Consider the following 24,828-nt stretch of genomic DNA (forward strand, 5'->3'; position numbering starts at 1 on the left):
TCTACTCCAAAGTGCCCGAGGCAATACGGGGCGCGCAAAATCGGCGATGGTTCAGCACCGGCATACGCTGGCGCATCGCAGCCTGTTCGTCGGCATCCCGCTTGGCGATCAATGCCGCTTCGCCAGTGGCCTGCTCGCTCAACACGCGTCCCCAGAAATCCACGATAGACGAATGCCCGTGGGTCATTCGTCCGCCAGGGTGTTCGCCACCCTGGGCTGCGGCCAGCATATAGCATTGCGTCTCGATGGCCCGCGTGCGTATCAACATCTCCCAATGAGCCTGACCGGTCACCCCGGTAAAGGCCGAAGGGGCGCTGATCAACTCGGCGCCGGCCAGACGTAACGCCGAGTACAGCTCGGCAAAACGCAGGTCATAGCAGACGGTCATTCCCAGCCGGCCCACCGGCGTATCGACTACCACCAGCCGATCACCCTCTGCATAGCCGTCCGACTCACGGTAGCGGCCCCGCGCATCGCTGACATCGACATCGAACAGATGCAGCTTGTCGTATCGCGCAACGCGCTGACACTGGTCGTCGACGAGCAGCGAACAGGCCCTGGCTTTCGCCTGCGGCTGATCATCCGGCGGCAGCGGCAACGTGCCGGCGACTATCCATAACCTGAGGTCACGTGCGGTCTGTTTCAACCACGGCAGTATCGGGCCGGCACCGTCGGCTTCGGCCCTTCCGACTGCGGGTAGATCGGTGCGCCCCATGGCGGCGAAATTTTCCGGCAGCACCGCAAGCTTTGCTCCAGCCTCGGCAGCCTGTTCCAGCAACCGTCTGGCAGTGGCGAGATTCGCCTGGATATCGGCCTGACTGGTCATCTGGATCACGGCAAGGGTCATGGACATACTCTGGATTGGTCGCGCTGAAGAAGGCTCAGTTGGGCTTTTCGAAGGGTTTGTCGAAGGTGATCTTCGGCGCCTGCCACGAGCCCTCGACCTTGTACTGAACGCTGGCGAAGCGGGCGACCTTGTCGCCCAACAGCTTATCGACGACGAACAGAGCACCGCCGATGGCCGGCGCGCCGACGATCAGCGCCGCCAGCGGCAGGTTGTTGCTGACCGGGAGCGTCACCAGCAGCCTGGCGTCGATCTGATCATTGACCAGATCCAGCCGGCCATTGAGTTCGAGATTGCTTGACGGCCCGGTAACCGTCAGCGGCTTTGAGGTCGTGTAGATGCCGTCGGTCGCGAGCAGTTCAGCCTCGATCCGATCGTAGCTCAGCCCCTTGCCGAACAGATCGGAGAAATCCAGCCGTAGTCGACGTCCGATCGAGTTGAAATTGAGCAGGCCAAAGACCCGCAGCGCCTGCGCCCCGCCGTCCACTTCGCGGAGCTGCCCGTTGCGCAGTCGGGCGTCGAGCCGGCCGGACAATCGATTCATACCGAAGAATGCCGGCGACCCCGGCCAATTGCCTTCCACGTTCAGACGAAAATCCTCGCTGGTAGTCGAGGGGGCGAAGCCCCAGGCCAGCAACACATCCGCGAGGTTCTCGCCTTCTAGCCGGCCCTTGTACCAGGTTCGTGAATCGTTCCAACCGCCATTGCCGCCGATCCTCAGCCCTTTGAGGTTCAGATCGATATCTGAAAAAGCCACGCCATCGGTGGTGGGTCGCATCTTCAACGACCAGGCGCCCAGCGGCTCCTCGCCGCGCAGTACTTCGGCCACGGCGATATCTATTGCCGGCAGCGCCTTGGGGTCAACGGCGGCCAGCGGATCACGTGGCTGCTCCTGTGGCTCGTTCGGGTCGGCTGCCGGAAGCCGCAAGCGTGAAAGATCCAGCACGATGGGTTCGCCGTCGGTATTCGGCAGGCGGGCGGTCCCAGCGACCGTCTCGCTATTCAGACCCAGCAACCAACCGGTAGAAGCAGGCTGCAGCTCGATACCCAGGTTATCGATTTGCGTGCCAAAGCCTTCAAACACGCCGATGTTGAGTTGAACCGAACGCAGCATCGAAACACCGGCCTCACTCTTCGACGTATCGCCATAGGATTCCAGCAACGCCTGCCATTCCCCTAGGTTCAGCCGTGGCAGGCTGCCTCGCACATGCAAGCCCTGATCAGTACGCATGTTTGCCGCAGCACCGCCCAGTACCAGCTCACCGCCGCCCTCAGCCCAGTTGGTGCCCGGCGCGACGAAGGTCAGCGCCGCCAGCCTGTCGTGCCTGAGCGTGTACTGTTGGCGCTCACCGCCGAATGTCATCCGTAGCGTGGTGTCACGCCGCTCCACGGCAGGCTTGCCGAACGGCGCGGGAAGCGCCAGCACCGCGCCCAGCAGCGAAGAGTCCACCTGCAAATGGCTGCCTTCGCTCCCCAGGAAAAGGTTTAGCCGGAGAGGCAGCTGTCCAGATACCGGCAAGGCTTGTTCGATTTCGCCCCACGCCAGCAGCTGCTGCACCGCCACGGTGCCTGACGCCTCGATTCGCGTGGACGGTTTGCCCGGCTCACCAGTGGCGGTGGCCTTTCCCTGCACTTGACTACCCAGCGTGCGCCCTCGGAACGCTTTAGCACTGAAGCCCCGCTCGCTGTCATAGCGAAACTCGCCCGCCAACGCTTCGAGCTGGAGCTTTGCCTGCGTAATCGACAGCGAAGCATCGGTGCTGGAAAAATCAGCAATCACCTGGGGGCGCCCGCCCCCGCCCAGCGGAATGCCCAATTGCAGCGAGCCACTCAGGGGACCGTCACCGCGCCAGCCGGCGAACAGCTCGGCGGTGCCGATCGGAGCCACCTGCATCACGGTCAGCGCGTCCCGCAGATGGCCGTCCACCCGACCCTGAATATTCAACCGCGGCGGAGCGGCGTGGCCCAGCGGGATGTCTGCCGTGGCGTCACGCACACGACTGTCGAGCATGCGCGCTTCGGCAAGCCGTACCCGCACGCCACTGTTCTCGATCAGTACCTCGCCACGCCCTTCACGCAACACCGGCCAGCCAGGCTGGAAGGCAAGTTCGGCATCCTTCACGTTGAAATACAGGCTAAGGCTGCGGGCGTTATCGTCAGCGCTTTTACCCAACGCTCCCTGATACTGGAAATAACCCTGTTCCACGATACCGCCGCGTATCGCCGTGTTCAGCCATTCGCTCAATGCGGGGCTCAACGCGGGTAAACGGGTCGGCAAGTATTTCTGAGTGTAGCGAGCATCGCCGTCGCTGATGCCGACCCGCAGATCCATATAGTCTTCGACCGCTGGATCCCGCATCAGGCGGATCAGGAAATCGCCGGCGATCCGCCCTTCATCTCCATCGATCTGCAGATAGGGCGCGGCAAGCGTGAACGCTTGCTCGTCGAGCTTCCAGCGCAGGCTGCCGCGGGCGCGAGGGTAATCCCAGCGCTCCGGGAACAACTCAGCTAAATGCAGGCTGAAGTCGTGGTTATCGAAACGCAGCTCACCGCCGGCAAGATCACCCTCTGCCACGCCACTGACATTGCGCGCAGCCGGTATCCACTTATGCGCAGCGATGCTGACCTCATCGAGGTTGGCGGTGAAGGCCAGCCGCTCGGCACCGGGCGCGGCCGGGCGGTAGTCGAGTTGCAGATTGCGCAGCGTTCCGCTGGGAGCCAGGCCGAGCAGGTACTCGGCGGCTACTTCGGGCAGTTCGACTCCGGCATGCACCAGCGCCGCTACCGGCGCGATGGCGATGTGATCGGCCTGCAAGCGCCAGCGATTCTCGGCAATGTTCTGCTGGAGCACCACGGCGGTCTCCCGCCAGCGAGTTTCTTCGAAGGTGAACGCCAGACCATCGAGGTGCAAGCGATAGCCTTCGCTCGCGCGGTCGAGATAAGCATTTATCGCCAGATCCTGAATCTGCACCGGCTCGCGTTGCGATTGGCCTACCTGTAATGCCGGCGCGTTCATTCGGGCCACCGCGCGGGACACGCCCTGGTCACGCCAGTCCAGCCAGATCTCTCCGCCTGCCTGTAGCTGGGCGAGGTTCCAGTTGCCGGTCAGACTCGCCGGTATCCAGGCGGCCCATTCGCTCTGCGGCAGGCTGAGGTAGAGCTCGGCCTCACTGGCGCGCCAGTCATTCGCTGCGACGCGCGCTTGGGCACGCAGGCTCAAGGGTTGACCATCCGGTAACAGCAAGCGGCCGTCCAGGCGCAGCTTTCCGTCCTCGGTGCGCAATTCGAGATTGGCATAGGTCAGGGTCAGTGGCGCTTCGGCATGGGCCTCAAGGGTTATCTGGCTGTCCAGAAGCCGTAAACGCCGAATCTTCTGCAGCTCGGCAAGCAGCTTTTGAGGGTCCATGGGGGTGTTGTCGGCGCGCTCGGGCAGGCCATCGACACGCCATTTGCCTTCGGCGCTCTGCACTAGGCTCAGGTGCACGCCGGTGAACTCCACTGCGTTGAAGTGCAACTGACGAGACAGGAGACTCGCGACCACGTCCGGCACCAGCGTCAGTCGATCCAGCCGCACCGCCGCATCGCCCGCGCCCAGAATCACATCCTGCGCCAGCAACTGCGGTGCAAAACCATCCCAGCGGCCTTCCAGCTTTCCGAGCGCCACCGGCATGTCCAGCAACTCACGCGCCTTGTCCTGAACCTCCAAACGGTACTCCGCGACCAGCGGAACCAGCTGACGACCGAGACTCACGTAGAGCGCCAGCAGCATCAGGCCGATCGCGCCCAACCAAAGGCAACGACGCAGGAAGACGAGAACCACCGCCAGCAGCCGACTCATACGGATACGCTCCGCTCATCCGAGCCCGGATGGCCAGGCTTGCGTCTAGGGTCTGTTCCCGTTTCGTCGCGGCCGCGACGGAGCCGGTTTTTGCGCGAGACAAGGCCGCGCCCGCTCCCGGCGGGCTTGCGGCATTCACTCCACCCCAGGAGATCGCACGAGTCGCGCAGTTTGGTCGCTCCAAATAAGCGACGAGAAACGCCGTATCGCACAAAAACCGGCCCGTCCCTACGGGTTGCGCGGCTCGCAGCGAAACGGCAACAGACCCTATTCAGAGCAACACCACGTCGTACTGTTCCTGGGAATACATGGTCTCGACCTGGAACTTGATCGAGCGTCCGATGAAGCTCTCGAGATCGGCAACGTTTCCTGACTCCTCGTCGAGCAACCGGTCGATGACTTTCTGGTTCGCCAGCACCCGATAGCCTTCGGGCTGATAGGCGCGGGCCTCGCGAAGAATCTCGCGGAAAATCTCGTAGCAGACGGTTTCCGGGGTTTTCAGTTTGCCGCGCCCCTGGCAGCACATGCACGGCTCGCACAGCACCTGCTCAAGGCTTTCGCGTGTACGCTTGCGCGTCATCTGCACCAGCCCCAGCTCGGTGATGCCGATGATGTTGGTCTTGGCGTGATCACGTTCGAGCTGCTTTTCCAGCGTGCGCAGGACCTGGCGACGGTGTTCTTCGTCTTCCATGTCGATGAAATCGATGATGATGATCCCGCCAAGATTGCGCAGCCGCAGTTGACGGGCGATGGCGGTGGCGGACTCGAGGTTGGTCTTGAAGATGGTTTCCTCGAGGGTGCGATGGCCGACGAAGGCACCGGTATTCACGTCGATGGTGGTCATTGCCTCGGCAGGATCGATGATCAGATAACCACCGGACTTGAGCATGACCTTGCGCTCGAGCGCCTTCTGGATTTCGTCCTCGACGCTGTACAAATCGAAGATTGGCCGCTCGCCGGGATAATGCTCCAAGTGTTCGCTCAGCTCGGGCATCAGCTCATCGACGAACTGGCTGACCTTCTGAAAATTTTCGCGCGAGTCGATGCGGATCTTTTCGATGCGCGGATTGACCAGATCACGCAGGGTGCGCATGGCCAGCGACAGATCCTCATAAATGACCGAAGGCGCGCCGGCAGTCTTCATCTGCCCATCTATCTGCTGCCACAAGCGGCGCAGGTAGCGAATGTCCATCAGAATTTCATCGCTGCCGGCACCTTCGGCGGCGGTGCGCAGGATGAAGCCGCCGGTCTCTTTGATGCCTTCAGCCGCGACGCACTCGGCGACCACCTGTTTGAGGCGATCACGCTCGGCTTCATCTTCGATGCGCAGGGAAATACCGACATGGCTGGTCTTGGGCATGTAGACCAGGTAGCGCGAAGGTATCGACAGCTGTGTAGTCAGGCGCGCACCCTTGGTGCCGATCGGGTCCTTGGTGACCTGCACGACGAGCGCCTGCCCCTCATGAACCAGCGCGCTGATGGGCTCGACCGCATTGCCTTCCCGGCTGGAAATTTCCGATGCATGGATGAATGCCGCACGCTCCAGACCGATGTCGACGAAGGCCGCCTGCATGCCGGGAAGCACGCGGACCACCTTGCCTTTGTAGATATTGCCGACGATGCCGCGGCGCTGGGTGCGCTCGACATGCACCTCCTGCAGGACACCGTTCTCCACCACCGCCACCCGCGACTCCATGGGGGTGATGTTCATCAGAATTTCTTCGCTCATTGTTGTTCTCGGCCGATGGACAGGTGAACCAGCCGAAGCTGACGAGTTGGCTCGATTCTAACGGCATACGCCTTCAAGCCACAGGGCTGTAGTGGCCTGTGTGGCTAGTTCAATTAGTCAATTTCGGCGCCTGAGGCCCTGATACTGCGTTGCCGCTCCTCACCATAGCCAGCTATGACTCGTCGCAGCGCCTCGTCTCAGAACCTCAGTCGTCCGAACTTGAGGTAATCAACTAGCCGTACAGGCTAGGCGCAGCTTTTAGTCCAGTACTCGATCCCGTGCGTGCCGAGCAGTTGCGCCGTTTCGCATAACGGCAGCCCGACCACGCCCGAGTAGCTGCCCTCCAGCGCGCTGACGAAGACCGCTCCCCAGCCCTGAATGGCGTAGCTGCCCGCTTTGTCCTGCGGCTCGCCGCTGGCCCAATAGGCTTCGGCCTCCTCAGGCCGAATGGTCCGAAAGCGCACCTTGCTGGTGACCAGTCGCACCACGCAACCCGCCGGGCTAGCCAGCGCGACGGCGGTCATCACTTCATGTTCGCGTCCGGACAGCGCCAGCAGCGTTTTCAGCGCATCGGTCTTGTCCGCCGGTTTTCCGAGGATCTGCTGGTCCAGCACGACCGTGGTATCGGCGCCCAGCACACAGGCCGAGGCATCGTCGAGCAGCGCCAGACCAGCCAAGGCTTTCTCCCGGGCCAGACGCTGGACATAGACGTCCGGCGGCTCTGCTGGGCCAGGGGTTTCATCGATGGAGACAGAGAGGACGGAAAACGGAACGCCGATCTGCATCAGCAGTTCACGGCGGCGCGGTGAGGCGGAGGCGAGAAACAATGTCGGCATGCCAACTCCTTGGGTATGAGCGAAGCAGATTCGCAGATCCAGTCCATGCTCGGAAGCATCCCGGAACCGTGCACCTGCAGCTCAGTAGACGTTGAAACGCCGACGCGCCCATTGCAGGGCGACGAAGACCCAGGGCCAGAGCAAGGCACTGACCGGCACGGGTATGAGAAACAGAAGCGTCGGCGGGCGATTGCCTGTCAGCGTATTGAGCCACAGCTGCACCAGTTGCCCGATCCCCAGAATCACCATCAACACGAGACTTTGCTGTAGCAAGGGGAACATCCGCAGGCGTTGCTGCAGGCTCAGCACCAGAAAGGTGATCAAGATCAGCGGTAAACCGTTCTGCCCTAGCAAGGTTCCAGACAGCACATCGAGCATCAAGCCGAAGAAGAACGCCGCCGCCATGCCACCACGGTGCGGTAGTGCAATTGCCCAGTAAGCGATGAACATGCCGAGCCAGAGCGGACGCGCCAGCCCGAAGCTCTGCGGCATGGGCGCCACGCTGAGCAGCAGCGCCAGCGCCAGCGATAGCCAGATGACCCAGCCATTATTCTGCCGTCCGCTGATCATGGCCGCTCCTCGCCATTCGGCGGTGTTTCGTTCGGCGCGACCGCGGCATCGGGTGTTTGAGCGTCGGATTCAGCCTCGGCGGGTGCGGCCGTCGCTGATTCGCCTGAATCGGCCGCCTCGCGATCCGCCGTCTCCTGCGCCTGCGCTGCGTCGGTAGCACGTTCTTCTGGCGTTCGCGAATCGCTGAAGACCAGCAGCAGATAGCGGCTGCGGTTGAGCATGGCGGTGGGAATGGCGCGGACGATCAGGAAAGGCTGGCCGGAGCCGCGCACCACTTCGGTGACCTGAGCGACCGGATAGCCGCTGGGAAAACGCTGCCCCAGCCCGGAACTGACCAACAGATCGCCTTCCTTGATATCAGCCGTCTCGGCAACGTGGCGCAACTCCAGGTAGTCTGGGCTACCGGTGCCAACCGCAATGGCCCGCAGCCCGTTACGGTTGACCTGCACCGGGATGCTGTGGGTCACGTCCGTCAGCAACAGCACCCTGGCGGCATAGGGCATCACTTCGACGACCTGCCCCATCAAGCCACTGGCGTCGAGCACCGGCTGGCCAAGGAACACGCCGTCACGCTCGCCCTTGTCGATCAGAATGCGGTGCGTGAATGGATTGGGATCGAGTCCGATCAACTCACCGACGATCACCTTGTCATCGACCAGTGCGGCGGAGTTGAGCAACTCGCGCAACCGCACGTTCTGCTCGGTCAGCGTCGCCAGCTTCTGCAGGCGCCGCTGCATCAACAACGCCTCAGCCTTGAGCTTCTCGTTCTCGGCGACCAGGCTGGTACTGCTGGTGAGCTGCTCCGTGGCCCGCTGCCAGGTTCGCACTGGCAGATCGGCTAGCCAGTAAAAGGGCGTCAGCACCAGCCCCATCTGGCTGCGCAAGGGTTTGAGCGTCTCGAAGCGTGCGTCCACCACCATCAACACGACACAGAGCACGGAAAGCACCAGCAGGCGCACTCCGAGCAAGGGTCCTTTGGCGAATAGTGGTTTGATGGACGGGTCCTCGCAGCTGCAGGCTTCAAACTAAACGCGACAAGCCGAGAGCAGGGCTCACCCCGCTTTCGGCTTGCGCTTGGAGCTTATTGCTTGTGGTTCACTCCGTGGACAAAAGATCCATGGCGTGACGATCCATCATTTCCAGCGCCCGGCCACCGCCACGCGCTACGCAGGTCAGCGGCTCTTCGGCGACGATCACCGGCAGACCGGTCTCCTGTGCCAGCAGCTTGTCCAGATCGCGCAACAGAGCACCACCACCGGTCAGCACCAGACCGCGCTCGGCGATATCGGAGGCCAGTTCCGGTGGCGATTGCTCCAACGCGCTTTTTACCGCTTGGACGATGGTCGCCAAGGATTCCTGCAGGGCCTCGAGCACCTCGTTGGAGTTGAGCGTGAAGCTGCGCGGCACGCCTTCAGCCAGGTTGCGACCGCGAACGTCGACTTCACGCACATCGGTGCTGGGGAAGGCTGTGCCGATTTCCTGCTTGATGCGTTCGGCAGTGGATTCGCCGATCAGGCTGCCGTAGTTGCGTCGCACGTAAGTGACGATGGATTCGTCGAAACGATCGCCGCCGACACGGACGGATTCGGCGTAGACCACCCCATTGAGAGAGATCAGCGCAATCTCGGTGGTACCGCCGCCAATATCGACGACCATCGAACCGCGCGCTTCATCGACCGGCAGGCCGGCGCCAATGGCCGCAGCCATTGGTTCTTCGATCAGGAATACTTCACGCGCACCAGCACCGAGAGCCGATTCACGGATCGCACGGCGCTCGACCTGAGTGGATTTGCACGGAACGCAGATCAGCACGCGTGGGCTGGGCTGCAGGAAGCTGTTCTCGTGAACTTTGTTGATGAAGTACTGCAGCATTTTTTCACAAACGCTGAAGTCCGCGATCACACCGTCTTTCATCGGGCGGATGGCGTTGATGTTGCCGGGGGTACGACCGAGCATGCGTTTGGCGTCGGTACCCACCGCGACGACGCTTTTCTGGTTGCCGTGGGAACGAATGGCAACCACTGACGGCTCGTTCAGGACGATGCCGCGATCGCGCACATAAATAAGGGTATTGGCAGTGCCCAGGTCGATCGACAAATCGCTGGAAAACATGCCACGCAGTTTCTTGAACATGGGAAAAGGGCCCTGGGGCAAACGCGTGGGGAAAAAAGTGCCGCAAACTCTAACAATGGCGCGAACGTAGGGCAAGGCGCGAGTCCGTGCTTGGCGGGCCAGACGTGAGCCAACGCGCGAAAAATGATCGACGCGGCAGAACCTCCGGACCGCCGGCAAGCCGCAGCCGCGCTACCGGCAAGCGCCGTAGACATGTAAGATTGACGGCTTTTCCGGGCTCGAATGCCCACCGCTGCGGCTCGACCTTGCTGCTCTTGTGTCGGTCTTGGCCGACGGAAGGCACGCCCGACTCGCTTCCCGCTGGAGAATCCCGATGGCGCTTGAACGCTCCGAGGTGGAAAAGATCGCTCATCTGGCCCGCCTGGGTCTGAATGAAGACGACCTGCCCCGCACCACCGAGACCCTGAACAACATCCTCGGCCTGATCGACCGCATGCAAGCCGTCGACACCAACGGCATCGAGCCGCTGGCGCACCCGCTGGAAACTAGCCAGCGCCTGCGTGCGGACGAGGTCACAGAACGCAACCAGCGCGACAGCTACCAGGCAATCGCGCCGGCCGTGGAAGACGGACTGTATCTGGTCCCACGGGTGATCGAGTAATGAAGGACGCCGACATGCACCAACTGACCCTCGCCGAAATCGCCCGCGCCCTGGCCGACAAGCGCTTTTCCGCCGAAGAGCTGACTCGCTCGCTGCTCGAACGCATCCAGACGCTCGACCCGCAATTGAACAGTTTCATCACCGTGACCGAAGAGCAGGCCGTTGCCCAGGCTCAGGCGGCCGACGCACGCCGTGCCAATGGCGAGAATGGCGCGCTGCTGGGTGCGCCAATCGGTCACAAGGATCTTTTCTGTACCCAGGGTGTGCGTACCAGCTGCGGCTCGAAGATCCTCGACAGTTTCAAGTCCCCCTATGACGCCACCGTTGTCGAGCGGCTCGCCGCAGCCGGTGCGGTCTCGCTGGGCAAGCTGAACATGGATGAGTTCGCCATGGGCTCGGCCAACGAATCGAGCTTTTACGGCTCGGTGAAAAACCCTTGGGACCTGACCCGCGTGCCGGGCGGCTCCTCCGGTGGTTCCGCCGCTGCGGTGGCGGCGCGCCTGATACCCGCCGCGACTGGCAGCGACACGGGCGGCTCAATCCGCCAGCCCGCCGCACTGACGAACCTCACCGGAATCAAACCTACCTACGGACGGGTGTCGCGCTGGGGCATGATCGCTTATGCCTCCAGTCTCGATCAGGGCGGCCCGCTGGCCCGCACCGCAGAGGACTGCGCGCTGATGCTCGGAGCCATGGCCGGCTTCGACCCGAAAGATTCCACCAGCGTCGACCAGCCGCTGGACGATTACCTCGCCACCTTGAACCAGCCGCTCTCCGGCCTGCGCATCGGCCTGCCGAAAGAATACTTTGGCGAAGGTCTCGACCCCAAGATCGCCACTGCGGTAATGGCGACGGTGGAAGAGCTGAAGAAACTCGGCGCCACGGTGAAGGACATCAGCCTGCCGAACATGCAGCACGCCATTCCTTCCTATTATGTGATCGCGCCCGCCGAAGCCAGCTCCAACCTGTCGCGCTTCGATGGCGTGCGTTTCGGTTACCGCTGCGAGAATCCAGCGGACCTCACCGATCTCTACAAGCGATCGCGCGCCGAAGGTTTCGGTGACGAGGTCAAGCGCCGAATCATGGTTGGCACCTATGCATTGTCCGCCGGCTACTACGATGCCTATTACCTGAAGGCGCAGAAGATCCGTCGCCTGATCAAGAACGACTTCGTCAGCGCCTTCAATGAAGTCGACGTGATTCTCGGCCCGACCACGCCGAACCTGGCCTGGAAGCTCGGCGAAAAGAACGCCGACCCGGTCTCGGCCTATCTGGAAGACATCTACACCATCACCGCCAACCTCGCCGGCATTCCGGGCCTGTCCATGCCGGCCGGTTTCATCGACGGTCTGCCGGTGGGCGTACAGCTTCTGGCGCCCTACTTCCAGGAAGCGCGCCTGCTCAACATGGCGCACCAGTATCAACAGGTCAGCGACTGGCACCTGCGCGCCCCGGCCGGATTCTGAGGAGATTGAAGATGCAATGGGAAACCGTGATCGGGCTGGAAATTCACGCACAGCTCTCGACCCAATCGAAGATTTTCTCCGGCAGCGCTACCACTTTCGGCGCCGAACCCAACACTCAGGCCAGTCTGGTTGATCTGGGCATGCCCGGCACGCTGCCGGTGCTCAACGCCGAAGCCGTGCGCATGGCCTGCAAATTCGGCCTGGCGATCGATGCCGAGATTGCCGAGAAGAACGTTTTCGCGCGCAAGAACTACTTCTACCCGGACCTCCCCAAGGGCTATCAGACCAGCCAGATGGACCATCCCATCGTCGGCAAGGGCTTTCTCGACATCACCTTGGAAGACGGCACTACCAGGCGCATCGGCATCACCCGTGCGCATCTGGAAGAAGATGCCGGCAAGAGCCTGCACGAAGACTTCCACGGCATGAGCGGCATCGACCTAAACCGCGCCGGCACGCCGCTGCTGGAAATCGTATCCGAGCCGGACATTCGTTCGGCCAAGGAAGCGGTCGCTTATGTGAAAGCCATGCACTCGCTGGTGCGCTACCTGGGCATCTGCGACGGCAACATGGCCGAGGGTTCGCTGCGCTGCGACTGCAACGTCTCGGTACGGCCCAAGGGGCAGGCCGAGTTCGGTACTCGCGCCGAAATCAAGAACGTCAACTCCTTCCGCTTCATCGAAAAGGCCATCAACCACGAGGTGCAGCGCCAGATCGAACTGATCGAGGACGGCGGTAAGGTGGTGCAGGAAACTCGCCTGTACGACCCGAACAAGGACGAGACGCGCTCCATGCGCAGCAAGGAGGAAGCCAACGACTACCGTTACTTCCCCTGCCCCGACCTGCTACCAGTGGTGATCGAGCAGAGCTTTCTCGACGATATCCGTGCCAGCCTGCCGGAACTACCGGTACAGAAGCGCGAGCGCTTCCAGCGCGAATTCGGGCTGTCCGCCTATGACGCCGACGTTCTGGCTGCCAGCCGCGAGCTGGCCGACTACTTCGAGCAGGTCAATGCAACCTGCGGCGATGCCAAGCTGTCCGCCAACTGGGCGATGGGCGAGCTGTCCAGTCTGCTCAACAAGGATGGGCTGGAGATCGACCAGTCGCCGGTATCCGCCGCACAGCTGGGCGGCATGATCGTACGCATCAAGGACGACACCATCAGCGGCAAGATCGCCAAGATGGTGTTCGAGGCGATGGCCTCCGGCGAAGGCTCGGCTGACGAAATCATCGAGAAGAAAGGCCTCAAGCAAGTCACCGACTCCGGCGCCATCGAGGCGATGCTGGACGAGGTGCTGGCGGCTAACGCCGAGCAGGTCGAGCAGTACCGCGCCAGCGACGAAGCCAAGCGCGGCAAAATGTTCGGCTTCTTCGTCGGGCAAGCAATGAAGGCATCGAAAGGCAAGGCCAACCCCGGCCAGGTGAACCAACTGCTCAAACGCAAACTCGAGGGTTGAATCGACGGGGCGAGCCTGTCATCGGGCTCGTCTCGTTTCGCTACTGACCGCAACACACGAAACGTTGAACGGCTGCCCCGCTTGACGCTCAAAGCCTTTCGAGGCCATGAAGCAATCCGCTGGCCGGTATCTGACCGATTCCGCGCAGAAGGATTGGCTCATGCGTACCAGACCGCTGCTTGTTCCACTGCTGCTCGCCCTGATCGGCGGCTGCGCCGAAGACCAGAGCAACGACCAGAAAGTCAAAAGCACCTTCACCCAGCAGGGCAAGGCCTCCTATTACGCTCGTAGCTTTCATGGCGAGCAGACCGCTAGCGGCACGATCTTCAATCAGAACGAACTAGTCGCCGCGCACCAGACCCTGCCATTTGGCACACAGGTGAAGGTGACCAATCTGGAGAACGGCAAAAAGGTAACAGTGCGTATCGTCGACCGAGGCCCGTTCAAGCCGGGACGCATCATCGACCTGTCGCGGGTTGCGGCCGGCAAGCTCGATCTGCTCGAAGACGGTGTAGTCAACGTAGAAATCGAAACAATCGACTGAGGGGCTACACGCCCGTTCACATGGAGTTCGGATGAGTTTGATGATATTCGCCTACCTGATTGGCGGATTGATATTGCTGGTGCTGGGCGCCGAAGCCTTGGTGCGTGGCGCCGCGCAGCTTGCAGCACGCTTCGGTATCTCGCCGCTGATCATCGGCCTGACCGTCGTCGCGTTCGGCACCAGCGCACCGGAAACGGCTGTCAGCGTTCAAGCCGCCTTGAACGGCAGCGGCGACATCGCGGTTGGCAATGTGATCGGCAGCAATATCGCCAACATCCTGCTGATTCTCGGACTGTCCGCATTGGTGGCGCCGCTGCTGGTGTCGCGCCAACTGGTACGCCTGGACGTACCGATAATGATCGGCGCTGGCATACTGACCTTCGCCCTCGCATGGGACGGCGATCTGAGTCGGCTGGACGGCGGCGTTCTGGTTGCCTTTCTGCTGCTCTATACAACCTTTCTAGTCATTGCCAGCAGGCGCGAGAAAAAGCGCGAACGGCCCGACGAGTTCGCTCTCGAATACGGCCCTGCAGACCAGCCGAAACCACTCGGCTGGCTGATCCAACTGTCGATGGTACTGCTCGGGCTGATCCTGCTGGTGGCAGGCTCGAACCTACTGATTGACGGCGCGGTGGCTCTGGCAAGGGCGCTGGGTCTGTCGGAGCTGGTGATCGGCCTCACGGTGATTGCAGTCGGCACCTCCATGCCTGAGCTGGCAACCTCGATGCTGGCGGTGTATCGCGGAGAGCGTGATATCGCCGTCGGCAATGTAGTGGGCAGCTGCATTTTCAACCTCCTGCTGGTGCTTGGCGCCGGCGCACTGGTTTCGGCCGGCGGCTTATCCATTTCGCCCAATGCACTAGCCTTCGATTTGCCCGTCATGCTCGCCGTATTTGGTGCCTGCCTACCGATCTTTTTCTCCGGTTACCGGATCAATCGCTGGGAGGGCGCCATGTTTTTCGGCTATTACTTGGCGTACACGCTCTATCTCGTGATGTTTTCCACCGGCCTGCCGTCTATCAGCCTGTTACGCCATGCAATGACTTGGTACGTATTGCCCTTGACCGCCATCACGCTTTTCGTGATCTTTCTGCGCGCTTGGAAACACCAGCGCTGAGCCAACCCTTCCTTTTGGAGCAACCATTCGTGTCCCTGATGACGTTCGTCTACTTGATAGCTGGCCTGGTGCTTCTCGTTGCCGGTGCCGAAGTGCTGGTACGCGGCGCGGCCAAACTGGCAGCGCAATTCGGCATTCCCCCGTTGATCATCGGCCTGACGGTGGTTGCGTTCGGCACCAGTGCACCGGAGACGGCTGTGAGCGTGCAGGCTTCGCTGAACGGCAGCGGCGACATCGCCATCGGTAACGTACTCGGCAGCAACATCGCCAACGTTCTGCTGATTCTTGGTATGACCGCGCTGGTCGCGCCGCTCATCGTTTCACGCCAGCTGATCCGCCTCGACGTACCGATCATGATTGGCGCCAGCCTGGTCACCTACGCCCTGGCCTGGGACGGCTCGCTGAGCCGCCTCGATGGCGCCCTGCTGTTTGCCGCCGTCGTCGGCTACACCCTATTTCTGATCATCAGCAGTCGGAAGGCCAATGCAGCCGCAACCGCAGATGATGAGTTCGCCAAAGAATTCGGTCTCGAAGCGCAGCCCAAACCTTATGCCAGCCTGATCAACGCTGGCCTGGTCGTTGTAGGACTCATCCTGTTGGTGGTGGGCTCCAACTTCCTGGTGGAGGGCGCCGTGTCCCTGGCCCGCGCGCTGGGCTTGTCAGAGTTGGTAATCGGCTTGACGGTGATCGCCGTCGGCACCTCGCTACCCGAATTGGCCACCTCGATCCTGGCCGCCATCCGTGGTGAGCGCGACATCGCCGTAGGCAATATCGTCGGCAGCAATATCTTCAACCTGCTCTGCGTACTGGGACTGGCGTCGATGGTGTCCCCCGAGGCGATCACGGTGGCTGCCAGCGCGCTGGCCTTTGACTTCCCGGTAATGATCGCGGTGGCGCTGGCATGTCTGCCGATCTTCTTCACCGGCTACGCCATCAACCGCTGGGAGGGCTTGCTGTTCCTGGCCTATTACGTGGCGTATACGGTGTATCTGGTAATGGCCAGCACTGGACGACCGTTTGCTGAAACCTTTGGTGATGCGATGATCGGCTATGCCTTACCTCTGACCGCAGTGACGTTACTAGTTATCGCCAGCCGGGCCTGGAAGAAACAGCGCCAATAGCAGCCTCTGCACACCTGCTAGCGGACCGGCCTGGAAGCAAGTGGACTTCAGGCCGGGCCGCTCCTCGACTCAACCTTCGCGAGCCTGAGACCGCGGCAGTTCGAAAACCTGCGCGGTCTCTTCTTCGTCACTCATCCGGCTGAGCGTGCCGTCGACTACGGCGCCGTTTTCCATGCTCAGCTGACGGTAGCGGATATTCCCGCAGACCCGAGCGTTGGAATGCAGTTCGAGCAGGTGCTCGACCACCAGATCGCCTACGATGACGCCGTCGATCAGCGCATCGTAACTGCTGACATTACCCTCGATCCGGCCGTCGGCGCTCAATGCCAGCAGGCTGTGCGTTCCAGGCTTGTGGCAGACGTTGCCTGTCACCGTGCCGCTGATTTTCAGCCCTTCCTCGAACGCCATATCGCCGGCCAGCGAGACATTGCCGGAAATCAGACTGGAGAACTGGTCGACGGCGACTTTCGGCGCCGGCTTCTTCTTGTCGAACATTTCTATTCCTCGGTATTAACGGGCTTTCTTCTGCTGGCGGAAAAAAGCCAGGGCTGTCTGCAGTCGCTCGATTTGCTCGGACAGCTTGGCGATGCGCCCGAGCAACTGCTCCTGCGTCGCTTCGGCTTCCTGGCGTTGCAGCCGACTCTGCTCGAGCGCATCCCGGAGCGCCTGATTTTCAATGTCCAGCGCGGCGACCTGCCGCTCGTAGGCGCCATGCTCGATAACGCGCAAATAAAGCAGCGCGCCAATCACGCACAGCATCGCGAAGATCAACCAGAGCCACGAACGCGAGCTGCGACGGGCTTGTAAACGATGCTCGGAACGTAGCAGTTCGCGAGTATCTAGCGTTTTAGTCTTGAGCCTGAACATCGCTGTCCCGCTCTAGATCGCCAAGGGCGAGGAAGCGCTGAGGATCGACGAATCGCCCCTTGTGCAGCACCTCGAAATGAAGATGCGGACCAGTGGAGCGCCCGGTGGAACCCACCGCCCCGATCAGCTGCTCAGGCGTTACCACATCGCCCACGCGCACGTGCAGACGCGACAGATGTGCGTAGCGAGTCACCAGCCGATTGCCGTGATCGATTACCACCAGCTTGCCGTACGCGCCGCGATAGCCGGCAAAGCTCACCCGACCACCCGCCGCAGCGACAACATCGGAACCGGAGCGCAACGCGAAATCCACGCCCGAATGGAAGGCTGGTTGCTTTCTGAATGGATCGATACGGTTACCGTAGGCCGATCCCAAGCGCGCTTCACCGACAGGGCGGCGGGACGGAATCGCCATGAGCGCCGCGTTGCGTTCTGCCACACGCTGAAGCATGCCATCCAACAACACACGCATGCAGTGCGCCGACGTCTCGGTGCGTTCCAGGTCGTCGAGCGATACGCTGTCGACCCCCAATGTCAACTCACTCGAGCATCCTCGTGGCGGTAGCAGCACGCCGCCCTGCCCTTCGCTGCCAACAGCCGGCTCCGGCGCCAGCAAGGGCAGCAGGGTTGGATCGAGGGCCGAGAGTTGCTGGCTCAGAATACGCTGCTCACCGAGCATGCCCTGCAATGCGAGCACATCGGCCTCGATGGATTTCAGTCGACCCACCACTTTTCCGACACGCGCAATGGCGAAGCGATCTTCGCTTCCGAGGGCCGGCTCTTCCTGACTCGCGGCCTCACGCTGAGGCTCTATATCCCGTCCGATCCAAATGCCACCGGCAAAGGTTCCGAGATTGAGGAGCAGCAGCAACGCCAGACCTGGACCGAACAGGCGATGCTGGTTGACGACGCGATTGGCATCACGCGTAAGCGAACGGCTCGAAGGTGTGAAAAACGACATCGTCAATCCTCAGAAAACAAGGCGGCCCACCACTGATAGAAACGCCATCGACCGCCCGAGGCAATGTGACGGAAACCGGTGTTTTTTTCTGAGGCCTATTGAGCGATTACGACTATTTCGCTGAATTTCTTAAGCTGGGAAAGAGGACATTGATCACAACACGGGCAAGCGGCGTTTAAAGCCACCCCAGCCAGCCAAGCAATAACAGCCCGAGGTTGATGCTCAGCGCAGCCATCAATGTGGTGATCACAATGATGATCGCCGCCAGTTGATGATTGGCGTTGACCGCTCGCGCCATGACGAAGCTTGCCGAAGCCGTAGGACTGGCGAAGTACAGGAACAGGATGCCCAGCTCCGCGCCACGGAAGCCGACCAGCCAAGCCCCCGCTGTGGCCAGCGCAGGAAGCCAGACCATCTTCATCAGGCTTGCGCTGATGGCCATGCCGCTGCTCTCGCGCAGGACCGAAATCGACAGCGTGCCGCCGATGCAAATGAGCGCCAGCGGCAAGGTCATCTGTGCGAAATACTGGCCGGAAGTCATCAACCAGTCCGGCAGCGGAATCTGCCAATAGGCAAAGGGGATCGCCGCCGTCACGCCGATGATCAACGGATTGCGCAGGATGCTGAGCAGGATCGATCCAGCACTGGCGCGCGCGCCTGGGCTGTAGATCGCCAGAATCAGCGCCGACAAGCTGTTGTAGAGCAGTATCACCACGCCCGCCAGAACTCCGCCCAGCGACAGGCCGTAATCGCCATAAAGACTGGTTGCCAGCGCCAGGCCGACGATACCGTTATTGCCGCGAAACGCGCCCTGAACGTAGACGCCACGATCGGCAGACGGACAACGCCAGAGCGCCCAGGCCCAGGCGAGAAAGAAGGTCGCGACGGTGGCGATGACGTAGTAGATCAACAGGCTCGGCTGCAACGCCGCATCCAGATCGGCCTTGATGATCGAGATGAACAGTAGGGCAGGCATGGTGGCGTTGAACACCAGCGCCGATGCCGTCTGAATGAACGCAGCGTCGATCCAGCCCAGCCGTTTGAGCGCTATGCCGATGAACAACATGACGAACACCGGGGCGGTAACGCCCAGGGTCTGAACGGCAACGGAAAGCATGATGGGCTCGATGGCGAAGGGGCCGCTTATGGTAATCGCTTAAGAGCTGGAAGCTAATGGGTGGACTGCCCCAAGCCCGTCGAGCTTTTTCATTGCAGCTTGAGGCCTGCCGCCGTTTTTCATCCTAAGTCGCAAGCTGGATACGAACCACCAAACGACTCGCTTCCAGCTTCAAGCTCAAGGCTGCCTTTCTACCGCCTTACCGGACGTTTTTGCAGTTTGCGCTGCAAAGTCCGCCGGTGCATGCCCAGCGCGCGCGCCGTGGCGGAAATGTTGCCGTCATGTTCGGCCAGTACGCGCTGAATATGTTCCCACTGCAGGCGATCGACCGACATGGGGTTTTCCGGAACCAGCGTATCCAGATCGGCATGCTTGGAAAGCAACGCGGCCAGCACATCGTCGGCATCGGCGGGCTTGCACAGGTAATTGCAGGCGCCACGCTTGATAGCCTCGACCGCGGTGGCGATGCTCGAATAGCCGGTGAGGATGAGCACCTTCATTTCCGGGTCCAGCTCGAGTAATTTGGGCAGCAGCACCAAACCGGAATCGCCATCCATCTTCAGATCCAGCACCGCGTAGTCAGGGAGTTCCTGCTTCGCCATCTCCAGGCCTTCCTCGGCCGACCCGGCGATGCTGACGTGCAAACCACGACGGCTCATGGCCCGCGCCATGACACGGGTAAATGTGGGATCGTCGTCCACCAGCAGCAGATGAGGCTGATCTTCGCCTTCGTGCTGCAACTCTTCGGTCATGCTTGCATTCCTCGCGTTAGTGTCACGTCAGGTTCTGGCCCGCACCGAGCCATGCGGCAGGCGCAACTCTGTCAGGGTGCCACCTTCTTCGTGATTGTAGAGCTTCACCGTGCCGCCGGCGCGGGTAACGCTGGCCTGGCTCAGGAACAGGCCGAGGCCGAACCCCTTGCCTTTGGTCGTGATAAACGGCCGCCCGATCTGTTCGGCGATCGCTAGCGGTACACCGGCGCCATGATCGCGAATGGTCAGTTTGATCCACTGCGCATCCCAATCCAGGCGAATATCCAGATTATCCGGGCTGGCATCGGTGGCGTTGTTCAGCAGGTTGAGCAGCGATTGCCCTAGATCAGCCGGCGGCATCAGGCGTGGGGGCGTACCCTTGCCCAGACACTGAAAGCGGAAGGTGGCCTCCGGGTGCATCAGATGCCAGCGCTGCAGCACCGACTCAACCCATTCACGCGCCGTTTGCTCGACGACGGCCTGGCGGCGATCCGCCTCGGCGGCACGCACCAGCTGTCGCAGGCTTTCCTTGCACAGCTGAACCTGCGATTGCAGCAGTGCCAGATCTTCGTTCAATTGAGGTTGCTGATAGTCCTGCCGCAGCTCCTTGAGCAGCACGCTCATGGTCGCCAATGGCGTTCCCAGCTCGTGCGCCGCCCCAGCTGCCTGCGTTGCAACGGCGAGCAATTGCTGATCGCGCATGCTTTCCTCGCGTCGCTGAGCCTGGAGCTGTTCCTGATGCCTCAACTGCTCGGCCATGCGCGCCACGAAAAAGGTGATCAAGGCAGCGGCCAGCGCGAAGCTCAGCCACATCCCGTAAACCAGCAAGGTCGTGCGATCGACCGGCGGCGCGATGACCGGGTCGTACCACACCAGCATCAAGGTATAGCCCGCAAGCGCCAGCCCCGACAGAACCACCGAATACATCCATGGCAAGGTCGCAGCAGCGATGGTGAGCGGCACCAGATAATAGGAAACGAACGGATTGGTCGAACCGCCCGAGTAATAAAGCAGCGCACTGTGGATCAACAGGTCTGCGGCCAGATGCACGGCGTATTCGAGCTCGGTCACCGGCCAGGGTCCGCGCAATCGCAGAGCGGTGCCCAGGCAGATCAGCGCCGAGACGGCCAGTGTGACGCCCAGATGAAACCACGGCAGTCCGAACAGTTGAGTGGCATAGGCGAGCCCCACCGCGCCCGCCTGCGCGGCGAGCACAAGGATGCGGATCAGAGTAAGTAGCCGTAGATTCTGGCGACTGGCTGAAAGCAGGTGAACGGATGCGTACATGGACTCTCCAACGGAGTCGCGAGTATAACCAAGGCGCCCGAAAGACAGCCCTCATGCGGCAACGCGACGCACGAAAAACTGCATCGCGCCGCTCAACGTCTAACAAGGCTGTTGAAAAACGTTGGCGAGGCAGCCAAGACAAGGCGGAGAAGCGGACCGGGCACGCGATCGAGTTACGAACTAGTAGATGAGTATTTCGACCGGACTGGCGATTTGTAACGCTGGTTTGATGCGGCCGGCCAGGCGACGCAGATAGTTTCCTAACAGCCTGTTAAAGTCTCTGCGCCGCACCACTGGTGCCATCGAACTCAGGAGCCGTCATGTTCGTATCCGTAACCCGCAGCGTCGCACTGCTGGCCTCTATCGTTTGCCTCTCGGCTGTCGCCGATGAGCAACACTACAACCAGATTTCCCTGCGAGCCGAGGCCACCAGCGAAGTGGCGCACGATCGCATGCATGTCACGCTTTACAGCGAGGCCCAGCACGAAGATCCGGCGCAGTTGGCCGCGCAAACGACCGAAGCCATGAACAAAGCCCTGCAGCGTGCGCGCCTGGCGAAAGGCATCGTCGTCAGCCAAGGCAGCCGCAGCAGCTATCCGGTCTATGAGGAAAAAGGGCAGCAGATCACCGCTTGGCGCGAGCGTGCCGAGTTGCGCCTGGAAAGTGGCGATTTCGCTGCGCTGTCCAAGCTTACCGGTGAGCTGATGCAAGACCTCAAGATGGACAGCATGCAATTCAGCGTCTCCGACGCCATCCGTAAACAGAACGAGGACGCCTTGCTGAAGGATGCCGTCGCGGCCTTCCGCGCCCGCGCACAACTGGCCACCGAAGCGCTCGGCGGCAGCGACTACAAGATCGTCAACCTCAACCTGAACAGCGGCGGTGGTTATCAACCGGTGATGCGTAACTTCGCGATGAAGAGCATGGATTCCGCTCCGACACCGGAGGTCGAGGCCGGAACCCGTCAGATCAGCATCAACGCCGACGGCGTGATCGAAGTTCAGATGCCCTGAGCCAGATATGCAGTCTCCTCTGCCAAATCAGCCGAGGAGGCTGTTGCAAACGGGACGGGTCGGTACGGCGCCCTCAATCGCAACCCTGCCAAATAATTTGATACACAGTCGCAAAGCCTGACGGCGCAAGGCGCGCAGCCTTGCAGCTTCGAGTCCGCAGCGATTTGCCGTAACGACATCATTCCAAACGGTTATCGCGAATCACTATCATGCGCGCCAAACAATGCTTCTAACAAAGGATCTTCGCGCATGCACGCCCCGTTCACTCGCTCAGCACTGGCCGTGGCCTTGCTCGGCTGCAGCTTTCATACGTTCGCCGACACCAGCCCAGTCACGCTGAGCGACACCGTGGTCAGCGCCTCGGGTTTCGAGCAGAAGATTACCGAGGCTCCAGCAAGCATCAGTGTGATCAGCAGTGAAGAACTCCGGACCAAGCGTTACAGCAACCTAGCCCAGGCGTTGGATGAGGTGGAAGGTGTAGACATCCGCCAGGGCACCGGCAAGACCGGTGGCCTAGACATCAGCATGCGCGGCATGCCCAGCGACTACACCCTGATCCTCATCGATGGGCGCCGTCAGAACACTGCCGGTAACGTGACCCCCAACGGCTTCAACGAAACCCGTACTAGCTTCATGCCACCGCTGTCGGCTATCGAGCGCATCGAGGTGATCCGTGGCCCGATGTCCACACTCTACGGTTCGGATGCCATGGGCGGCGTGGTCAACATCATCACCAAGAAGGTCGCTGACAAATGGGGCGCGGCGGTCACGCTGGATCATACGTTTCAGGAAGACAGCGACTACGGCGACACCAGCAGCACTAGCGTATACGCCAGCGGCCCGCTCGCTGAAGGTCTGCTTGGCCTGGCGGTGCGCGGGAGCTTCTTTGATCGTGAAGAGTCGAACCTGACCTTCGATAACGACTCGACCGTCAGCAAGCGCGGCGCTTCCCCGGTCGAGGGCCGCAACTACAACATCGGGACCCGCCTCACCCTGACCCCTCACGATGATCACGATTTCGCTCTGGATTTCGAACGCGGCCGGCAAGTTTACGAGAACGACAACTGTCAATTGGGCACCCTCGATGGCAAGGCTTCGACCGGCAGTAACGCCGTAGCTGGCTGCGCCGCAGACGACCCGACCAACATCAGCGGCTATCAGGATCAGCTACGTTTCGAGCGTGATCAATTCGCTCTCAGCCACACCGGACGGCTGGGCTTCGGCACCTTGGACAGCAGCATCACCTACAACCAGACAGAGACCCTCGGCCGTACCATTCCCGGCACTCTCGGTGTGCCGTACGACGCGCCCTATCAAGCCATCATCGGTGGCGATGATCGGGAGCTCGAATCCACCGACCTGGTTTTTGACACCAAGCTCGTCGCGCCTCTAGGCGACAACCATATCCTCACCGTGGGCGGTCAGTACTGGGATGCCGAAGTGACCGACGGCGTCGCAGGAGAAGATTTCGCACAGAAATCCTGGGCACTGTTCGTTGAAGACGAGTGGCGGCTGCGCCACGATCTGGCGCTCACCCTTGGTGCACGTTACGAGGATCACGAAGCGTTCGGTGGCCACATCAGCCCGCGCGCCTATCTCGTCTGGAACACGACAGACAGCTGGACGATGAAAGGCGGCGTCAGCAAAGGCTACAAGACTCCGACACTCAATCAGTTGCATGACGGCATCAGCTCAATCAGTGGCCAAGGCCAGAACATCTCGTTCGGCAATCCGGATCTTGACCCTGAAGAATCGACCAACACCGAGTTCGGCGTTTACTACGCCAACCTTTCGAACTTCAACGCCAACGCGACCCTGTTCCATACGAAGTTCAAGGACAAGATCGATACCGGCCCAAGCCAGGCAAACTGTTTTTTCCCCGGCTCGCCTAATCAGCCAAGCTGCGTCAGCTATGGGCCAGGCTTCCAGCAGGAGTTCTTCTCGCAGGACATCAATATTGGCGAGGCCCGGATTCGCGGTTTCGAGCTGGCTGGCAAATGGGCGTTCGCTCCAACCTGGAGCGTGAGCGCCAACTACACCTATACCGACAGCGAGCAAACTACTGGCGCAGACAAGGGCGCGCGGTTGACCAACACACCTATGCACATGGCGTTTGCCCGCCTGAGCTGGCAAGCGACCGATCAGCTGAACCTTTGGTTCAAGGGTGAATACCGCGGTGAGCGTGCGCGCTTCAACCAGCGCTACGCAACCCTGACGAATGCTAACAAACAGGTGATCGATGCTGCGGGCGACCTCGAAGCCTACGAGGTTTTCCATCTGGGAGGCTCGTATAAAGCCACGCAAAACCTGACGCTCAATGCCACTATCTACAACCTCTTCGACAAGGACTTCACCACCGGCACCTATTACAACAATGGTGCGAGCTGGGTCTCCGACTATGCACAGATCGGTCGCGGCACCGACGGGGTCATCGAAGAAGGCCGCCGCCTCTGGCTGTCTGCCAACATCACGTTCTGAGCCAGCAGCGTGACGCTGATGAAGCCGGGGTTTACTCCGGCTTCATCGCTTTAGGATCAGCTGCCCGCTGCGAGACGCGAATGTATGCCATTGGTAA

At 61.2% G+C, this 24,828-nt stretch carries 21 protein-coding genes; 8 read left to right on the top strand and 13 right to left on the bottom strand.

Annotated features, from left to right (window positions below; genetic code table 11):
* Position 1 precedes the first annotated feature (1 nt).
* The 7 genes from V6943_RS00525 to mreB form a co-directional block, all read right to left on the bottom strand.
* Positions 2 to 847 carry a carbon-nitrogen hydrolase family protein gene (locus V6943_RS00525; RefSeq protein ID WP_340552287.1) on the bottom strand — a complete coding sequence of 282 codons (846 nt, stop codon included), beginning with the start codon at positions 845 to 847 and terminating at the stop codon, positions 2 to 4.
* A gap of 34 nt (positions 848 to 881) precedes the next feature.
* Positions 882 to 4,682, bottom strand: a complete 3,801-nt coding sequence (locus V6943_RS00530; protein WP_340552288.1) for a YhdP family protein — start codon at positions 4,680 to 4,682, stop codon at positions 882 to 884.
* A gap of 271 nt (positions 4,683 to 4,953) precedes the next feature.
* Complete coding sequence (gene rng / locus V6943_RS00535; protein WP_131649895.1) at positions 4,954 to 6,411, bottom strand: ribonuclease G; 1,458 nt, start codon at positions 6,409 to 6,411, stop codon at positions 4,954 to 4,956.
* 245 nt (positions 6,412 to 6,656) lie between these two features.
* Positions 6,657 to 7,247 carry a Maf family protein gene (locus V6943_RS00540; protein ID WP_181100078.1) on the bottom strand — a complete coding sequence of 197 codons (591 nt, stop codon included), beginning with the start codon at positions 7,245 to 7,247 and terminating at the stop codon, positions 6,657 to 6,659.
* 81 nt (positions 7,248 to 7,328) lie between these two features.
* Positions 7,329 to 7,817, bottom strand: a complete 489-nt coding sequence (mreD, locus tag V6943_RS00545) for a rod shape-determining protein MreD (RefSeq protein WP_131649893.1) — start codon at positions 7,815 to 7,817, stop codon at positions 7,329 to 7,331.
* Positions 7,814 to 8,785, bottom strand: coding sequence for a rod shape-determining protein MreC (gene mreC / locus V6943_RS00550; protein WP_218568020.1), 972 nt, complete (start codon positions 8,783 to 8,785; stop codon positions 7,814 to 7,816). The genes mreD and mreC overlap by 4 nt, the downstream gene beginning before the upstream one ends.
* Before the next feature lie 127 nt (positions 8,786 to 8,912).
* On the bottom strand, positions 8,913 to 9,950 hold the full coding sequence (gene mreB, locus V6943_RS00555; RefSeq protein ID WP_131649891.1) for a rod shape-determining protein MreB: 1,038 nt from the start codon (positions 9,948 to 9,950) through the stop codon (positions 8,913 to 8,915).
* A 313-nt stretch (positions 9,951 to 10,263) separates the two neighbouring features.
* Between mreB and gatC the strand changes: the two genes are divergently transcribed.
* The 6 genes from gatC (at position 10,264) to V6943_RS00585 (ending at position 16,256) form a co-directional block, all read left to right on the top strand.
* Positions 10,264 to 10,551: an Asp-tRNA(Asn)/Glu-tRNA(Gln) amidotransferase subunit GatC gene (gene gatC / locus V6943_RS00560; RefSeq protein WP_131649890.1), complete on the top strand. Its 288-nt coding sequence runs from the start codon at positions 10,264 to 10,266 to the stop codon at positions 10,549 to 10,551.
* Between the two features lie 14 nt (positions 10,552 to 10,565).
* A complete protein-coding gene (gatA, locus tag V6943_RS00565; RefSeq protein ID WP_340552289.1) occupies positions 10,566 to 12,017 on the top strand; it encodes an Asp-tRNA(Asn)/Glu-tRNA(Gln) amidotransferase subunit GatA in 1,452 nt (483 codons plus the stop codon).
* A gap of 11 nt (positions 12,018 to 12,028) precedes the next feature.
* Positions 12,029 to 13,474, top strand: coding sequence for an Asp-tRNA(Asn)/Glu-tRNA(Gln) amidotransferase subunit GatB (gene gatB, locus V6943_RS00570; RefSeq protein ID WP_340552290.1), 1,446 nt, complete (start codon positions 12,029 to 12,031; stop codon positions 13,472 to 13,474).
* 160 nt (positions 13,475 to 13,634) lie between these two features.
* Positions 13,635 to 14,018, top strand: a complete 384-nt coding sequence (locus V6943_RS00575; protein ID WP_340552291.1) for a septal ring lytic transglycosylase RlpA family protein — start codon at positions 13,635 to 13,637, stop codon at positions 14,016 to 14,018.
* Positions 14,019 to 14,049: 31 nt separating this feature from the next.
* Entirely contained in the window at positions 14,050 to 15,135 is a 1,086-nt protein-coding gene (locus V6943_RS00580; RefSeq protein ID WP_340552292.1) for a calcium/sodium antiporter, read from the top strand.
* A 29-nt stretch (positions 15,136 to 15,164) separates the two neighbouring features.
* Positions 15,165 to 16,256: a calcium/sodium antiporter gene (locus V6943_RS00585; RefSeq protein WP_131649885.1), complete on the top strand. Its 1,092-nt coding sequence runs from the start codon at positions 15,165 to 15,167 to the stop codon at positions 16,254 to 16,256.
* A gap of 69 nt (positions 16,257 to 16,325) precedes the next feature.
* On the opposite strand, the gene V6943_RS00590 is transcribed toward V6943_RS00585, so the two are convergent.
* From V6943_RS00590 to V6943_RS00615, 6 genes are all read right to left on the bottom strand, one after another.
* Positions 16,326 to 16,751 (bottom strand): bactofilin family protein, encoded by a 426-nt coding sequence (locus V6943_RS00590; protein WP_131649884.1) that lies wholly within the window; start codon positions 16,749 to 16,751, stop codon positions 16,326 to 16,328.
* Between the two features lie 15 nt (positions 16,752 to 16,766).
* Positions 16,767 to 17,123 carry a hypothetical protein gene (locus V6943_RS00595; protein WP_340552293.1) on the bottom strand — a complete coding sequence of 119 codons (357 nt, stop codon included), beginning with the start codon at positions 17,121 to 17,123 and terminating at the stop codon, positions 16,767 to 16,769.
* On the bottom strand, positions 17,104 to 18,084 hold the full coding sequence (locus V6943_RS00600) for a M23 family metallopeptidase (protein ID WP_340552294.1): 981 nt from the start codon (positions 18,082 to 18,084) through the stop codon (positions 17,104 to 17,106). Before V6943_RS00600 ends, V6943_RS00595 begins: the two co-directional genes overlap by 20 nt.
* A gap of 175 nt (positions 18,085 to 18,259) precedes the next feature.
* Complete coding sequence (locus V6943_RS00605; RefSeq protein WP_340552295.1) at positions 18,260 to 19,201, bottom strand: AEC family transporter; 942 nt, start codon at positions 19,199 to 19,201, stop codon at positions 18,260 to 18,262.
* A 191-nt stretch (positions 19,202 to 19,392) separates the two neighbouring features.
* Positions 19,393 to 19,953, bottom strand: a complete 561-nt coding sequence (locus tag V6943_RS00610) for a response regulator transcription factor (RefSeq protein WP_131649880.1) — start codon at positions 19,951 to 19,953, stop codon at positions 19,393 to 19,395.
* Positions 19,954 to 19,980: 27 nt separating this feature from the next.
* Entirely contained in the window at positions 19,981 to 21,240 is a 1,260-nt protein-coding gene (locus tag V6943_RS00615) for an ATP-binding protein (RefSeq protein ID WP_340552296.1), read from the bottom strand.
* 320 nt (positions 21,241 to 21,560) lie between these two features.
* On the opposite strand from V6943_RS00615, the gene V6943_RS00620 reads away from it, so the two are divergent.
* Together V6943_RS00620 and V6943_RS00625 are read left to right on the top strand one after the other, a co-directional pair.
* The gene (locus tag V6943_RS00620; RefSeq protein ID WP_131649878.1) at positions 21,561 to 22,253 is read left to right on the top strand and encodes an SIMPL domain-containing protein; all 693 of its coding nucleotides are present in this window, start codon (positions 21,561 to 21,563) and stop codon (positions 22,251 to 22,253) included.
* A 249-nt stretch (positions 22,254 to 22,502) separates the two neighbouring features.
* Positions 22,503 to 24,731: a TonB-dependent receptor domain-containing protein gene (locus V6943_RS00625; RefSeq protein ID WP_340552297.1), complete on the top strand. Its 2,229-nt coding sequence runs from the start codon at positions 22,503 to 22,505 to the stop codon at positions 24,729 to 24,731.
* The last annotated feature ends 97 nt before the right edge of the window (positions 24,732 to 24,828 follow it).

The organism is Pseudomonas sp. CBC3 (genome assembly GCF_037967085.1).
In the GTDB taxonomy this organism is placed as follows: Bacteria; Pseudomonadota; Gammaproteobacteria; order Pseudomonadales; family Pseudomonadaceae; genus Stutzerimonas.

What these genes read in the sequence shown, in the direction of transcription:
- gatC (WP_131649890.1), top strand. Translation starts at nt 10,264, where the DNA reads ATGGCGCTTGAACGCTCCGAGGTGGAAAAGATCGCTCATCTGGCCCGC.
- V6943_RS00620 (WP_131649878.1), top strand. Translation starts at nt 21,561, where the DNA reads ATGTTCGTATCCGTAACCCGCAGCGTCGCACTGCTGGCCTCTATCGTT.
- mreB (WP_131649891.1), bottom strand. Translation starts at nt 9,950, where the DNA reads ATGTTCAAGAAACTGCGTGGCATGTTTTCCAGCGATTTGTCGATCGAC.
- V6943_RS00575 (WP_340552291.1), top strand. Translation starts at nt 13,635, where the DNA reads ATGCGTACCAGACCGCTGCTTGTTCCACTGCTGCTCGCCCTGATCGGC.
- V6943_RS00525 (WP_340552287.1), bottom strand. Translation starts at nt 847, where the DNA reads ATGACCCTTGCCGTGATCCAGATGACCAGTCAGGCCGATATCCAGGCG.
- V6943_RS00530 (WP_340552288.1), bottom strand. Translation starts at nt 4,682, where the DNA reads ATGAGTCGGCTGCTGGCGGTGGTTCTCGTCTTCCTGCGTCGTTGCCTT.
- V6943_RS00605 (WP_340552295.1), bottom strand. Translation starts at nt 19,201, where the DNA reads ATGCTTTCCGTTGCCGTTCAGACCCTGGGCGTTACCGCCCCGGTGTTC.
- V6943_RS00580 (WP_340552292.1), top strand. Translation starts at nt 14,050, where the DNA reads ATGAGTTTGATGATATTCGCCTACCTGATTGGCGGATTGATATTGCTG.
- V6943_RS00625 (WP_340552297.1), top strand. Translation starts at nt 22,503, where the DNA reads ATGCACGCCCCGTTCACTCGCTCAGCACTGGCCGTGGCCTTGCTCGGC.
- V6943_RS00595 (WP_340552293.1), bottom strand. Translation starts at nt 17,123, where the DNA reads ATGTTCAGGCTCAAGACTAAAACGCTAGATACTCGCGAACTGCTACGT.
- V6943_RS00540 (WP_181100078.1), bottom strand. Translation starts at nt 7,247, where the DNA reads ATGCCGACATTGTTTCTCGCCTCCGCCTCACCGCGCCGCCGTGAACTG.
- V6943_RS00590 (WP_131649884.1), bottom strand. Translation starts at nt 16,751, where the DNA reads ATGTTCGACAAGAAGAAGCCGGCGCCGAAAGTCGCCGTCGACCAGTTC.
- gatA (WP_340552289.1), top strand. Translation starts at nt 10,566, where the DNA reads ATGCACCAACTGACCCTCGCCGAAATCGCCCGCGCCCTGGCCGACAAG.
- mreD (WP_131649893.1), bottom strand. Translation starts at nt 7,817, where the DNA reads ATGATCAGCGGACGGCAGAATAATGGCTGGGTCATCTGGCTATCGCTG.
- rng (WP_131649895.1), bottom strand. Translation starts at nt 6,411, where the DNA reads ATGAGCGAAGAAATTCTGATGAACATCACCCCCATGGAGTCGCGGGTG.
- V6943_RS00615 (WP_340552296.1), bottom strand. Translation starts at nt 21,240, where the DNA reads ATGTACGCATCCGTTCACCTGCTTTCAGCCAGTCGCCAGAATCTACGG.
- gatB (WP_340552290.1), top strand. Translation starts at nt 12,029, where the DNA reads ATGCAATGGGAAACCGTGATCGGGCTGGAAATTCACGCACAGCTCTCG.
- V6943_RS00600 (WP_340552294.1), bottom strand. Translation starts at nt 18,084, where the DNA reads ATGTCGTTTTTCACACCTTCGAGCCGTTCGCTTACGCGTGATGCCAAT.
- V6943_RS00610 (WP_131649880.1), bottom strand. Translation starts at nt 19,953, where the DNA reads ATGACCGAAGAGTTGCAGCACGAAGGCGAAGATCAGCCTCATCTGCTG.